Genomic DNA, 11,968 nt, shown 5'->3' on the forward strand with positions numbered 1-11,968 from the left:
TTACGGCGTGCTTGTGCAGCGGCGATATTGACCATCCGCGTATACTTGGCGCGATGGATTTCCTCGAACTCTTCGTGATCGGCCTGCTCGGCGCCGGCGCCTGGTTCTGGCTGGACAGCCTGAAGGCCCGCGAAATCGGCATCGATGCGGCCCGCCGGGCCTGCGATCAAGCCGGCTGGCAGTTGCTCGACGACAGTGTGGCCGGCCAGGGCCTGCGCCTGGCGCGCGACGCCGACGGCCGCCTGCGGCTGCGCCGCAGCTTCGCTTTCGAATACTCCGATACCGGCGACAACCGGCGGCGCGGCAGCGTCACGCTGCTCGGCCACGACGTCGAAATCCTCAGCATCCGTCCCCAACTTCACGTTGTTCCATCCCCGCATGAAACCCTGCATTGAATCCATCGAATTCCACGGTCTCGAAGCCTTCCGCCTGCACGGGCCGGGCGGCGGCACGGCCATCGTCAGCCGCCTCGGTGGTCAGGTCCTGTCATGGACCACGCCGGACGGCCGCGAACGCCTGTTCCTGTCCGAGCGCGCCGTCTTCGACGGCAGCCAGGCGATCCGCGGCGGCGTGCCGGTCTGCTTTCCCCAGTTCGGTGCGCGCGGCGACCTGCCGCGCCACGGTTTTGTGCGCAACCGGCGGTGGGATGTCGCGGCGCAGCGCAGCGGCGACGACTACGCGCTATTGACGCTGGAAACCGCCGACGACGCCGACACCCGCGCCATCTGGCCGCATTCCTTCCGCCTCGAACTGACGGTGATGCTGGAAAAGGACCGCCTCGACCTCGAACTGTGCGTGGTCAACCCCGGCGACACGGCGTTTTCGTTTACCGGCGCGCTGCATACCTATCTGCGCGTCGTCCAGGTCGAGGATGCCGCGCTCGAAGGCCTCTACGGCCACGATTACCGCGATGCGGCGAACGGCGACCGGGTGATCCGCGAAACCGGGACCGAACTTGCGGTCGACCGCGAAACCGACCGGATTTACCGCCGGGTTCGCCGTCCGCAACTGCTGCGCGCCGGCAACCTGAGCCTGGGCATCCAGCAGCAGGGCTTTGCCGACGTCGTCGTCTGGAATCCTTGGGTCGATAAATGCGCGGCGCTCAGCGACATGGCGCCGGAAGGCTGGCGCCACATGCTCTGCGTCGAAGCGGCGATGGCCGACAGCGTGGCCAGCGTGGCGCCCGGCGACGAGTGGTACGGCCGCCAGTCGCTGGTCGCCGTGTAATCCTGTCCGCTTGTCGCATTCGCGACACTGTCGGCCGGCCTGAAACGAGGCGGGGCGCGCTTTCCGGCGTGGCCCCGCTTTTGCTTGAACGATGGCATGCGTGTCGTCGAATCCGTCAAACCTCCCACTGCCGCCTGCCTGCCGCCGGAAATGCTGGCCGGCTTCGCACGCCAGGAACTGGCGCGCGGTGCGCTGTTCGCCACGCCGGCCGATCCGCGCAATCAAGTGTTCATCGTCGAGCACGGAAGGCTGCGTGTTTACCTGGCCGGTGAAAGCCGCGACCTCAGCCTGAGTTTCCTCGAACCGGGCGACATCTACACCACGCACACGCCGACCTACGTCGAGGCCGTGGCTCCCACCGTCGTCTGGCTGATCGACACTCCGGCCTTCGCCCGCCGGCTGGCCAGCGATCCGTCGCTGACCCCGACCACCATGCGCGTGCTCGGCCGCCTGCTGAGCAATGCCGTCACGCTGATCGAAGACCTGGCCTTCCGCGAAGTACCGTCGCGCCTGGCGCGCTTCCTGATCGGCATGGTCGAACGGCGCGGTCGGCCGCTCGACGGCGGCGACTGGCTGGTCAGCCTCGATCTCGGTACCGAAGACATCGCCAGCCTGCTCGGTTCGACGCGGCAGACCGTTTCGTCGCTGCTCAACGAATGGCAGCGCCAGGGCATCCTCGACCGTCCGGGCCGCCGCATGCTGCGCATTCGCGGCCTGCACGAACTGCGCGAGCTGGCCGACAAGATCGCCTGACAACTGTCGGCCAGCCGACGGACAGGAACCTGCCGCGGCGTTACAGTGACGACTCCTTCAGTCCGGGAGTCAGCATCATGGAGAATCAAGCGCCAAGCGCGGTCGACTGCGGCTGCCGCAAGAAAAAGACCGATCGCTACATCACCTTCGACGGCATCGATTGCGACGGCAATGCCCGCCGGGTCATGGAAATGATCGAACAGCACGCGCCGGAATCCGGCCAGGCCAAGGCTTTCTGGGATTACTTCCTGGCCAAGCGCACGCCGAAAAGCGGCCCGGCGCCGGACGATCTGTTCCTGGTCCATTCGCACATCAACCAGATTCGCGAGTTGTTCGAATCGCGTGAAGACCAGGTTGCGCTCGACCTGCTCTTCCTGGTCGAAGAGGAGTGCTGCTGAACGGCAGCCTCAGAGCGGGGCGCGGTCGATCCGCGACAGCGCCTCGTTAACCGCGAATATCTTCGCGTTGACCGCAGGCACGCCGAACCCTTTCAGGCGTGCGCTGTGCATGGTCAGATACGCGTCGGCGCTGGCCCGGTCGGCAAACAGATAGACGCCGCCCGCTTCGCCGGCGGTCGGGTTCTCCGTCCACAGCTTCCACAACAGCCCTGGTTCGTCGGCGATCGATCGGGCCAGGTCTTGCATCGCGTTGCTCATTTCGTCGCCCCAGGGGCCGGCGTAGGGGAAGTCGACTTGCAGCAGGTAGGGCATGGCAGGCTTTCTTGATGAGGGTTTCAGGGCGACGACAGCGGGGTTTCCGGTTGGCGATTCTGTAAAAAATCCGATGCCGTTGCAAATGCGACGGCCGGCGATGTCAGCCCTGCCTGCCGGCAGACCGGCGCTCAGCGACCGATGACGATCTGCGCGATGATGCCGGTGCCGATGGCGATCAACGCGTAGTCGGGGCCGACCTGAACCCATTGCTGGCCGCGCGGCGGGGCGTACAGGTGGTGGCGATGCCAGTCGGCGACGACGTAGTGCGGGCTGCGGTAGGCATGGGCCAGTCGGTCGCCGCGGTGGTAGTGCCGGTGCGGGCCGATGCCGGGACCGCGGTGATGGCGATCATAGCCGCGCGTTTGGTGGTGCCGGTCGTAGTGTTGAGGCGAATGCTGCGGCTGATAGCGATGGCCATCCTGGCGGTCGTGGCGACCGTGACGGTCGTGCGGATCGGCATGGGCCAGGCCGGCGCTCAGGCTCAGCAGCAGGGCGGCGATCAGGGTCATCGGGCGATGGCGGATCATGATGTGTCTCCTGGGTGTTGTTGGGTGAGACGACTTTAACCAGCGGCGCGCGTCATGACAGTGCGGCTTTGTTGTCCAGAATGTAACAAAGCCTACGCATGTTTCTGCGGTCGACGGCCTGTCATTGCGGTTTTTCGCCTGGCATCGGTTTTGCGTGAAGGCCCGCAGCCCTTTTCGGATCCGTCGCCATGAATTCTCAGGATGTTTCAGCCTTCCGGTGCATTTCCGCTGCCGAAGCGCTTGCGCTGATCGCCGCCGATCCGGCGGCGGCCGTGTTCGATGTCCGCGATCCGGCAAGTTTCCAGACATCCCGCCTGCCCGAGGCCGCCCATCTGGACCTGTCGCGCTTTCCGCTGTGGATGCGCCGGCTGGACAAATCCACGACGGTCGTCATCTATTGCTATCACGGCAATGCCAGCAAGGAGTACGCGCAGATGTTCGCCGATTTCCGTTTCACCCGGGTGTATAGCGTCGACGGCGGTTACGAGGCGCTGGCGGCGGTTGCCGCGTGAGCGACAGCCTGGCGCGGGTGACGGCGTGGACGGCGGCGCATCCGCTGACGCCGAGCGAAGTCGATTGCGCGACGGCGGTGATGCTCAAGATACTCGACGGCAAATGCAAGATGCATCCGGGGGAGAAGCGGCGGATGGCCGAGCTCTACGATGCGGTGAAGGCGCAGCCGGGCGTGTTGCTCGGCGGCGATCTCCATGCGCTGATCGCCGCGGCGCGCGGCGACGCCGACGACGCCCTGCGCAACCATATCTACGAACAGCGCGTGCTGGCCGAATCGGCGATTTCGCGGCCGGTGATGAAAGCGTTCAAGGCGCGCATCCGTGCCGAAGGGCTGTTTGACGACGAACAGGAATCGACCGACGACGGTGCGGAGGAAAACGCTTGACCAAGAAGTTCTACATGACGCCCGGTTCGTGCTCGACCGGCATCCACATCCTGCTCGAGGAATGCGGCCTGGTGTTCGAGGCGCATATCGTCAATCTGCTGGCTGGCGACGCCAACAGCAAGGAATACCGGGCGATCAATCCGAAAGGCACGGTACCGGCGTTGATGCTCGACGACGGCAGCGTGCTCACCGAGTTTTCGGCAATCGCCTGGTGGCTCGGTCGCAGTTATCCGAAGCGCGGCCTGCTGCCGGAAAGCGTGGCCGACGAGGTGCGCGTGCTCGGCCTGCTCAACCACGCGGTCAACACGCTGCACATGCAAGGTTTTGCCCGCATTTTCACCACCGAGCGTTTTGCGCCGAGCCATTGCGATCATGCGTCGGTGGAAGCGCAGGGCCGGCTGATCGTCGAGCAGGGATTTGCGCTGGCCGACAAGGAACTGGCCGGTCGCGACTGGGTGGTCGAGCGTTTCGGGGTGGCCGACGCGGCGCTGTTCTACGTCGAATTCTGGGCCGAGCGCATCGGCATTCCGCTGCCGCCCAATTGTGCGGCGCATTACCGGCGCATTCTGACGCGTCCGGCGGTGCGGCAGGTGCTCGCCGAAGAGGGCTACGCGTCGGCCTTGCGCTGAGTTTTTTCGGCGTTTTGCGTGTCATGAATGGCAAAAGTTGTCTTTTTTGACCGACGTCGGTGGCGAGCTCGCGATGGCCGGGCGATCGTGGCTTTCTCCGCCCCGGTGATTGTGCACCCGCCGCAAATCCTTGTCGGGCTGGCTTTTCGGCGCTTTTTTGTCCGGCGGCTTTTTTGCTGTTTTCCGGCGGTCGACCGCAATATGTCATGCGGGCATGTCTCTTGCGCTCTGCTTCTCCGTGATTGCCGTCCGGCAGTCATCGACCGCAAGATAAAAACAGGAGAATCGTCATGGCATGGGAGTTACTGTTTACGTCGGATATCGGCTTGCTGAGCCTGTTCACCATCGCTTTCATTCTGGTCATGGGCTGGTACATCGCCGGTTACGCCGCCAGGCACATGAAGTCGGACGCGGAGTCCAGTCGCAACAACCCATCCCGTCCTGCGGTGCATTGACGCAGGCGGCGCCGTTTTCGACCGGCAGCGGCCGGTCGGAATGAAGGGAGGGCGACTCCCGTTGCGGCGGTTTCAGGACGGATTTCCCTCATCCGGCCATGCCCGGGGCCGGATGACACCTCCCTGTGAAAACGTCTTTCCCAAACCCGCCGCAGTCGGGGTCGCCCGGCCTTTCGGGAATCAGAAACGATAGTTGCCGCTGACGTAGGCAAAGCGCGTCGGCGGATCTTCCAGCGCGTACATCGAGCCCCAGTTTTCCGGCAGTTGCCGGTTGAACAGGTTGGTCACGCCGGCCGCGACCGAGAAGGCCCGGTTGAAGCGGTAGCCGATCTTCAGGTCGGTGGTGCCGTAATTTGTGGACAGCGTGGCTCCGCGGATGCTGTTGTGCGAGTTGTAGTAGTTGAAGTAATAACGCCCCTGCAGATCGCCGCTCCAGGCGCCGTTGTCGAAACGCAGGCCGGCGCGCAGGATGCTGCCGGGGCGGCCGGTCAGCCGGTTGCCGGTCGATTCGTCGCGGGCTTCGATGATTTCGTAGCCGCCGCGCAACGACCACAGCGAGGTGATCGCCCAGTTGCCGCTGAGTTCGAGCCCCTGGATTTCGGCGCGTCCGACATTGGTGTAGACCGAGCGCGAGACGACGCCGACGGGGTCGCCGGGCAGGCGTGGTGCCGAGACGGTGGTGATCAGGTTCTTGCTGTACGTCCGGTAGGCGGCCAGGTCGATCCGGAAATCCTTGCCGGTGTAGCCGGCGGCCGCTTCGATGCTGCGGCTTTCTTCCGGTACCAGGTCGGCATTGCCGACGATCAGGAAGGTCCCGCGGCGGAAGGTCGAGTATTGTTCAAGCACCGTCGGCGCCCGGAAGGATTCTCCGTAACCGACACGGAAGTTCCAGTGGCCCGGACGGTACTGGACCGACAGACGCGGCGTCGTGGCGTTGCCGAATTCGTTGAAACGGTCGTGACGCAGGCCGGCCAGCAGACTCCAGTCGCGCAGGAATTTCATCTCGCCCTGGACGAAAAGATAGTCGTTGGTCCGGTCGCCGACCTTGCTGGTGTTGTTGGCTATGCTGATCTTGTCGTTCTGCTGGCCGAGCCCGACGGTCAGGGTGTGGTCGCCGACCGGCAGTACATAGCGGCCGCCGAACTGGGTCTGGTTGTAGTCGGTGCGTTCGAGCGTCGGATAGGCGCGGGTGGTTTCCCCTTCGCTGCGGCCGATGGCCGCGTCGAGGGCCAGCACGCCAGGTCCGGCCTCGCCGGTGTAGTTCAGGCTGGCGAAATTGCGGATTTCCTTTTCGTAGGCCTGAAACTGGGTGAATGGCGCCGCGCTCAACTGATCCGGGCTGCGGTCGTTCTGTTCGGCGTGTTCCAGCGACAGACGCAATTTTTGTCCGGGGGCGATCTGCAGGCCGCCGTGGTAGCTGACATAGCTTTCGTCGATGCCCTTGATGTCGGCTCTTGCGGTCGACGGGTCGGCATCGTAAGGATTGCGATTGCGCTTTTCGACGCTCAGGCGGTGGGTCAGCCTCTCGCCGCCGTATTCGATGTAGCCCTTCAGGAGGTTGGTTTCGCGCTGGCCGCCCTGGGCCTGCCCGTACATTGCCGAAGCGCCGCCGTGCAGGCCGCTGTTCAGCGCGGGTTGCCGGGTGATCACGTTGATCACGCCGCCGGAGGCATCGGCACCGTAGAGCGCGGACATCGGGCCGCGGACGATTTCGATCTGCCGGACGTCTTCGGTCGAGTAGAAATTGATGTCGCGGGATCCATACTTCTGGGTTCGCCGCAGGCCATCGTAGAGGACCAGGGTACCGCTGCCGGTCATGCCGCGCATGCTGATCGTCGAATTGAGCATGGTGCCGCGGGTATCGACGCCGACCGCCTGGTCCAGCGCGTCGATCAGCGACAACCCGGGCGTCGCCTCGAGATCGCGCTGGCCGACCACCTGCACGCTGGCCTGGACATCCTGGATCGGCTGCTCGTAGCTGGCGGCGGTGACGACCACGGTGGCAAGCGGTTTGGCCTCCTGCGCATGCAGAGGCGCGCCCAGGGCGAGGCAGACGGCCAGGCCGACGGGCCGGCGGGTGAAGAGCGGAAAGCGGGTGCGGATCATGATCGAAAACTCAGTCGATTTGACGTTGGTGAAAGAAAACGGGATGCGTGCCGGTCGCCGGACGGCGCCGGGTGAGCGCAATCAGCAGGACGACGGCGATGCCGGCAGCGATCAGTGCGGCGGTCGCCGAGACTTGCGCGATGCGACGCGTACCGATGGCGAGCAGCACGGCGGCGGCAAACCAGGGCAGCAGACGTTTCAGCCACGGCTGGTCGACGCACAGCGAGCGTGCCAGGCTGGCGGTGGCGGGGATCAGGACCAGCATTGGGGTCAACAGGGCGCCGAGGCCAAAAAAGAAACCGATCGAGGTGCCTTGCCAGCCGCTCTCCGAGCCGGCGGCGGTCGCCAGCAGGCTGGCCAGCGGCGCGCAGGGAATCAGGGTCAGGGCGACGCCGAGCAACAGTGGCGACAGCCGGGCGTTGGCCGCCTGCCGGCGACATTGCCGGTGTGCCTGGCGACGATCGTTGATCAGTAGCACGGCGGAAAGCAGGGCGGCACCGCCGATCGCCAGGTTGCCGTAGCCTTCCGCCAGCCCTTTGACGAACCAGGCGCCGAGCGCGCCGGCCAGCCCGCCGAGCAGCGTGTAGGCCAGCAACCGGCCGCCGAGGAAGGCCGCGGCATCGCGCAGGCCGGCGCTGCGACCGTCGGCCCGGCCGAGCATCAAGGTGCCGATGAATGGCAGGCAGGTCGCGGCGCAGGCGGTGATGCCCAGCGAGACGCCGAGCAGGAAGGCCGACAGCCAGGCGTGGGAGAGTTCAGGCGACATGGTTGCGGTCCGTCCGGCGCACGATGCGGATCGGCTTGGGCTGGCCTTCCGGCGTCTCGCTGCGCACCCGTTGCTTGTAGTAGTCGCGTTTCGACGAAAACAGCGCGAACGGGCCGAATTTCAGGTGGATGACCTGGTCGTCCGGACAGAATTCCGCACAACGGCCGCACAGCGTGCAATCCTCGTTGAAGGCGTGGCGTCCGTGCCGATGGTGGATTTCCGGGATGTCCATCGGGCAGGCCTTGGTGCAGATGCCGCATTTGTCGCATTTGGCGTGCGCGGTCTTGCTCAGACGCAACAGCGAGGCATGGCGGGCGACGGCATTGAGCGCCAGCATCGGGCAAATGCGGCAGAACGGCTGACGCACGGCGAGCGCCGCCGCGACGATGAAACCGGCGAGCAGGTTGCCGATGATGCCGATGCCCAGGCTGAAACCGTCGGCACCGGTACGCAGGGCCAGTTCTTCGGTATCGGCGCTGAGCAGGGTGGTGACGATGCGCGAGGGGCAGATATCGCAGTACGGGTTGCCGGCCGAATGCGGCGCATAACCCAGGCCGGCGAGCAGTGGCAGCAGGAATACCAGGCCGAGCAGGATCAGCCATTTGACCGGGCGCAGCCAGCGCAGGCGGCCGGCCGGTACGGTGGTCTGCCCGAAGCCGAGGCGACGGCCCAGCCGGTAGAGCCATTCCTGAACGGTGCCCAGCGGGCAGACCCAGGCACAGAACGCCTTGCCGAGCACGAAAAAGAAGGCGAGGAAGGTGGCAAAGGTGATGAACAGCGGAATCAGTACCTGGGCAGTGACTTGCTGGGCGCGCGCCAGGGCCGCGCCGACCCGATGATCCATCTGGTGCTGGAAGGGGACCAGGGCGCAATAGCCGCCATTCAGCTTGTCGTAGGCGCAGGACAGCGCCGGCAGCGCGGTCGAGATTTTTTCGGCGGCGTAGCTGCCGACGACGAGGCTGCCGTAAACACTGAGGAACAAGGTCAGCAACTGGACGAGCAGCCGGAAGCGGCCGAGGGTCGGGACCAGGCGGCGGATGAACTCAGGCATTTTTCTTCTCCTTGCGCCGCAGAAGGGGAACGGCCAGCAGCATGCCGAGTGCGAACACGCCGATGCCGGCGCCCAGGTTGCGTTCGCGCATGCGGTCCGGGTGGTAGAACTGGCTGTAGGTACTCAGATAGCGGGTATCGCCGGCGGTGTGGCGGGCGGCGAGCACGAAGGCCTGCTGCGCCGCCATGCCTTCCCGGCGGTTCAGCCGGTCGGCGCTGAAATCGTGCGGCAGCTCGATCTCGACGATGCCGTCGCGGTCGGCAGTGAAGTCGCGTCGGCTACCGCCTTCGGTTTCCATGCGCAGCACGCTGCCGGGCAAGGCCGCATTCTCGAAGCGCACGAGGAAGCGCCAGCGGCTGCCCTCGCGCGTTCCGCCGTGTTCCTGCAGGCGCAGGGGGACGATTTCCAGGCCACCGCGCGGCGCCAGCAGCATCTCGGTGGGAACCTGGTGTTTGGCCGGGAAGAAGTCATAGGTCGAAGCGCGGACGATCTGACGCAAGGTTCCCGATTCGTCGCTGCGTTCGGCACGGAACCAGAGATGACCGCCACTGCCGAGCAGCGCCTTGTCGGCTTGCCAGCCGCCGGCTGCTGCGGTCAACGGCACCGACAGCGGATTTTCCGGTGTCTGGATGAAGGCGTTTTCGAAGGGGCCACCGGTGCTCGTCAGGCGCACGCCGGGCGGGCCGCCGCGGCTCATCGTTGCCAGCAGTGTCGGCAGGGTCGTCCATGCTTTGCCAACTGCTGCGGTGGCCGATGGTCCGTTATCGGTCGATGTGCCGCCGTGGTTTTCATGGGCATGAAGCATCGGCGGGAGGGCGGTCAGGGCGGAGAGCAGAAGTCCGCCAAAGGCTGTTCGGTAAGACACGTTCGCAGGCAGTCCGGAGTGAAAAGGCGCGCAATCTTGGCACGCCTCGCTGCCGTTGCCGGTGCGACATATCGTCGCACAATGCCATGATTCTTAAGATAAATCCGATATTTAGCCGGATGTCATCGCGGTCTCCGGCCGGGTCATTCGGTGAAGTTGTCCTGGGCCGGCGGGCGCTTTTTTGCCAGCTTTCGCTGCAGCGTCCGGCGGTGCATCTTCAGGGCCTTGGCGGTAGCCGAAATATTGCCGTGGTGCTCGGCCAGCTTGCGCTGGATGTACTCCCATTCGAGATGGCGGACGCTCAATTGATCGCTGCCGACTTCGGAGTCGATCTCGATCCGGTCTTCGGTCAGTGCCTGGACGATGTCGGTGATGTTGGCCGGCTTGGGCAGGTAGTGGCAGGCGCCCAGGCGCATGGCGGCGACGGTGGTCTGGATGCTGGCGTAACCGGTCAGCACGACGATCCGGGCGCCGGGCGAGCGTTCGAGGAGCGGTGTGATCAGGTTGAGGCCTGACTGCCCGCTGAGGTTCAGGTCGAGAATGACGTACTCCGGTTCGAAATCGCCGCCTTCGCTCAGTGCTTCGGCCGGCGTAGCGGCCGTGCGCACTTCGAAGGCGCGGCGGGTCATGGCCCGGGCCAGGGTCGTCCGGTAGTTGTCGTCGTCTTCGACGATCAGGAGTCGCGGTGCTGTTTCGCTCATGCGTTTTTTTCTCGGATGGGGGGATGGGGAAGCAGAAATTCGATGCGCGTGCCGCCGGTTTCGCCGCCGCGCTGATGAAGGTGGCCGCCGCGCTGCTCGGCCGTGGCACGGGCAATGGCCAGGCGGCTCTGACGGGTGTCGAGCAGTTCGGCCGGCAGGCAGTCGGTTCGGGCGGGCTCCGGCAGTTCACAGCCGTCGTCTTCGACGACGATCTCCAGGGCGGTGCCGTGTTTCCGTGTGCTGAGCAGGATTTGCCGGGCGCCGGCCTCCAGCGCATTGTTCAGCAGGCAACCCAGGGCGCGTTCGCTGGCCAGGTCGAAGGTTTCTGCCTGGATATCCTGGGCTTCAAGGGTTTCCAGCCGGAAATCGGTTGCCGGATGATTGGCCTGCCAGGCATGGACGAAGGATTTCAACCAGCTGGCCGCCGATTGTCCGCTGGCGCCGGTTTGCCGTGCCCGTTGCGATAGCCGGTCCAGGCTCTGTCGGCAGCGATCGATCTGGCGTCGTGCTAGTTGCAGTTCCGGGCGCAGTTCGTCGGGAAACTGCGCATCCTCCTGCCAGTCTTCGAGCAGCAATCCGACCGTGGCCAGCGGGGTGGACATTTCATGCGCCGCACTGGCGGCCTGGGTGCCCAGCGACAACAGCCAGTCGGCTTCGATGTTCCGTTCGCGCGCTTCGGCCAGCGCCGCGTCGCGCCGGCGCAGCGTACCGCTCATGCTCTGGATGAACCAGATGGAGACGACGGTCGATACGCCGAACACCAGCCACATGCCGAGCAGGTGCATGTAGGTGGCCCGCTCGGCGTCGACGACAGGCAGCGGCAGGTGAAAGCGCCACAGGAACGAATAGAAGAGGATCGCGCTGACGCCGAGCAGCCAGGCTTGGCCGCGCTCCAGTGTGATGGCGCCGATGGCGACCAGCGGCAGGAAGACCGAGATCAGCGGATTGGTCGCGCCGCCGGACAGGTAGATGAAGATGCTCCAGCAGAGCAGGTCGAAGTGCAGTTGCAGCATCGGGGTCAGTGCCGGAATGCCGTGGCGGTCGCTGATATGAAAGCGCGAAGCAAGCCACAGGCAGGCGTTCAGGCTGGCGGCCAGGGTCGTGAAGGCCAGCAGGCGGGGCAGTATCTCGTGCGTGCCCAGCACGTTGGGGCTGATCAGGGCGGCGATCAGCATGGCGCCGATCGACAGCCAGCGCAGATCGATCAGGCGGGTCTGGGTGAGCCGGGTCAGCGAAGCGATCACGATAAAAAGAAGCCCCGGTTGCCGGGGCTTGAA

General features: G+C 65.3%; 16 protein-coding genes. 8 read left to right on the forward strand and 8 right to left on the reverse strand.

All coding sequences use genetic code 11. From position 1 onward, the window contains the following. Positions 1 to 53: 53 nt before the first annotated feature. The 4 genes from L0962_RS10965 to cowN all read left to right on the forward strand — a co-directional run bounded on the left by L0962_RS10965 (position 54) and on the right by cowN (position 2,378). On the forward strand, positions 54 to 395 hold the full coding sequence (locus L0962_RS10965; RefSeq protein WP_234086471.1) for a DUF3301 domain-containing protein: 342 nt from the start codon (positions 54 to 56) through the stop codon (positions 393 to 395). Continuing rightward, a complete protein-coding gene (locus L0962_RS10970; protein ID WP_234086472.1) occupies positions 379 to 1,227 on the forward strand; it encodes a D-hexose-6-phosphate mutarotase in 849 nt (282 codons plus the stop codon). The genes L0962_RS10965 and L0962_RS10970 overlap by 17 nt, the downstream gene beginning before the upstream one ends. 96 nt (positions 1,228 to 1,323) lie before the next feature. Beyond that, the gene (locus L0962_RS10975; protein ID WP_234086473.1) at positions 1,324 to 1,980 is read left to right on the forward strand and encodes a Crp/Fnr family transcriptional regulator; all 657 of its coding nucleotides are present in this window, start codon (positions 1,324 to 1,326) and stop codon (positions 1,978 to 1,980) included. Positions 1,981 to 2,057: 77 nt separating this feature from the next. Further along, positions 2,058 to 2,378, forward strand: coding sequence for a N(2)-fixation sustaining protein CowN (gene cowN, locus L0962_RS10980; RefSeq protein WP_234086474.1), 321 nt, complete (start codon positions 2,058 to 2,060; stop codon positions 2,376 to 2,378). 9 nt (positions 2,379 to 2,387) lie between these two features. Here the strand turns inward: cowN and L0962_RS10985 are convergent, their stop codons facing one another. Next, the gene (locus L0962_RS10985; protein WP_234086475.1) at positions 2,388 to 2,690 is read right to left on the reverse strand and encodes a monooxygenase; all 303 of its coding nucleotides are present in this window, start codon (positions 2,688 to 2,690) and stop codon (positions 2,388 to 2,390) included. Positions 2,691 to 2,821: 131 nt separating this feature from the next. Beyond that, entirely contained in the window at positions 2,822 to 3,220 is a 399-nt protein-coding gene (locus L0962_RS10990; protein WP_234086476.1) for an RcnB family protein, read from the reverse strand. A 188-nt stretch (positions 3,221 to 3,408) separates the two neighbouring features. On the opposite strand from L0962_RS10990, the gene L0962_RS10995 reads away from it, so the two are divergent. The 4 genes from L0962_RS10995 to L0962_RS11010 all read left to right on the forward strand — a co-directional run bounded on the left by L0962_RS10995 (position 3,409) and on the right by L0962_RS11010 (position 5,202). Continuing rightward, entirely contained in the window at positions 3,409 to 3,732 is a 324-nt protein-coding gene (locus tag L0962_RS10995) for a thiosulfate sulfurtransferase GlpE (protein WP_234086477.1), read from the forward strand. Then, complete coding sequence (locus L0962_RS11000) at positions 3,729 to 4,118, forward strand: hypothetical protein (RefSeq protein WP_234086478.1); 390 nt, start codon at positions 3,729 to 3,731, stop codon at positions 4,116 to 4,118. The genes L0962_RS10995 and L0962_RS11000 overlap by 4 nt, the downstream gene beginning before the upstream one ends. Further along, positions 4,115 to 4,747, forward strand: coding sequence for a glutathione S-transferase family protein (locus L0962_RS11005; RefSeq protein ID WP_234086479.1), 633 nt, complete (start codon positions 4,115 to 4,117; stop codon positions 4,745 to 4,747). Before L0962_RS11000 ends, L0962_RS11005 begins: the two co-directional genes overlap by 4 nt. Before the next feature lie 290 nt (positions 4,748 to 5,037). After that, entirely contained in the window at positions 5,038 to 5,202 is a 165-nt protein-coding gene (locus L0962_RS11010; RefSeq protein ID WP_234086480.1) for a DUF3149 domain-containing protein, read from the forward strand. Between the two features lie 180 nt (positions 5,203 to 5,382). Here the strand turns inward: L0962_RS11010 and L0962_RS11015 are convergent, their stop codons facing one another. From L0962_RS11015 to L0962_RS11040, 6 genes are all read right to left on the reverse strand, one after another. Continuing rightward, the gene (locus L0962_RS11015; protein WP_234086481.1) at positions 5,383 to 7,308 is read right to left on the reverse strand and encodes a TonB-dependent siderophore receptor; all 1,926 of its coding nucleotides are present in this window, start codon (positions 7,306 to 7,308) and stop codon (positions 5,383 to 5,385) included. Between the two features lie 10 nt (positions 7,309 to 7,318). Beyond that, positions 7,319 to 8,074, reverse strand: a complete 756-nt coding sequence (locus L0962_RS11020; protein ID WP_234086482.1) for a sulfite exporter TauE/SafE family protein — start codon at positions 8,072 to 8,074, stop codon at positions 7,319 to 7,321. Next, positions 8,064 to 9,125: a 4Fe-4S binding protein gene (locus L0962_RS11025; RefSeq protein WP_234086483.1), complete on the reverse strand. Its 1,062-nt coding sequence runs from the start codon at positions 9,123 to 9,125 to the stop codon at positions 8,064 to 8,066. Before L0962_RS11025 ends, L0962_RS11020 begins: the two co-directional genes overlap by 11 nt. Next, complete coding sequence (locus tag L0962_RS11030) at positions 9,118 to 9,990, reverse strand: hypothetical protein (RefSeq protein ID WP_234086484.1); 873 nt, start codon at positions 9,988 to 9,990, stop codon at positions 9,118 to 9,120. The genes L0962_RS11025 and L0962_RS11030 overlap by 8 nt, the downstream gene beginning before the upstream one ends. Before the next feature lie 143 nt (positions 9,991 to 10,133). Further along, the gene (locus L0962_RS11035) at positions 10,134 to 10,691 is read right to left on the reverse strand and encodes a response regulator transcription factor (protein WP_234086485.1); all 558 of its coding nucleotides are present in this window, start codon (positions 10,689 to 10,691) and stop codon (positions 10,134 to 10,136) included. Continuing rightward, positions 10,688 to 11,935 carry a HAMP domain-containing histidine kinase gene (locus L0962_RS11040; protein ID WP_234086486.1) on the reverse strand — a complete coding sequence of 416 codons (1,248 nt, stop codon included), beginning with the start codon at positions 11,933 to 11,935 and terminating at the stop codon, positions 10,688 to 10,690. Before L0962_RS11040 ends, L0962_RS11035 begins: the two co-directional genes overlap by 4 nt. Positions 11,936 to 11,968 lie beyond the last annotated feature (33 nt).

The sequence above is a fragment of the Azonexus sp. R2A61 genome, assembly GCF_021401135.1.
In the GTDB taxonomy this organism is placed as follows: Bacteria; Pseudomonadota; Gammaproteobacteria; order Burkholderiales; family Rhodocyclaceae; genus Azonexus.

What these genes read in the sequence shown, in the direction of transcription:
- L0962_RS10965 (WP_234086471.1), top strand. Translation starts at nt 54, where the DNA reads ATGGATTTCCTCGAACTCTTCGTGATCGGCCTGCTCGGCGCCGGCGCC.
- L0962_RS10970 (WP_234086472.1), top strand. Translation starts at nt 379, where the DNA reads ATGAAACCCTGCATTGAATCCATCGAATTCCACGGTCTCGAAGCCTTC.
- L0962_RS10975 (WP_234086473.1), top strand. Translation starts at nt 1,324, where the DNA reads ATGCGTGTCGTCGAATCCGTCAAACCTCCCACTGCCGCCTGCCTGCCG.
- cowN (WP_234086474.1), top strand. Translation starts at nt 2,058, where the DNA reads ATGGAGAATCAAGCGCCAAGCGCGGTCGACTGCGGCTGCCGCAAGAAA.
- L0962_RS10985 (WP_234086475.1), bottom strand. Translation starts at nt 2,690, where the DNA reads ATGCCCTACCTGCTGCAAGTCGACTTCCCCTACGCCGGCCCCTGGGGC.
- L0962_RS10990 (WP_234086476.1), bottom strand. Translation starts at nt 3,220, where the DNA reads ATGATCCGCCATCGCCCGATGACCCTGATCGCCGCCCTGCTGCTGAGC.
- L0962_RS10995 (WP_234086477.1), top strand. Translation starts at nt 3,409, where the DNA reads ATGAATTCTCAGGATGTTTCAGCCTTCCGGTGCATTTCCGCTGCCGAA.
- L0962_RS11010 (WP_234086480.1), top strand. Translation starts at nt 5,038, where the DNA reads ATGGCATGGGAGTTACTGTTTACGTCGGATATCGGCTTGCTGAGCCTG.
- L0962_RS11015 (WP_234086481.1), bottom strand. Translation starts at nt 7,308, where the DNA reads ATGATCCGCACCCGCTTTCCGCTCTTCACCCGCCGGCCCGTCGGCCTG.
- L0962_RS11020 (WP_234086482.1), bottom strand. Translation starts at nt 8,074, where the DNA reads ATGTCGCCTGAACTCTCCCACGCCTGGCTGTCGGCCTTCCTGCTCGGC.
- L0962_RS11025 (WP_234086483.1), bottom strand. Translation starts at nt 9,125, where the DNA reads ATGCCTGAGTTCATCCGCCGCCTGGTCCCGACCCTCGGCCGCTTCCGG.
- L0962_RS11035 (WP_234086485.1), bottom strand. Translation starts at nt 10,691, where the DNA reads ATGAGCGAAACAGCACCGCGACTCCTGATCGTCGAAGACGACGACAAC.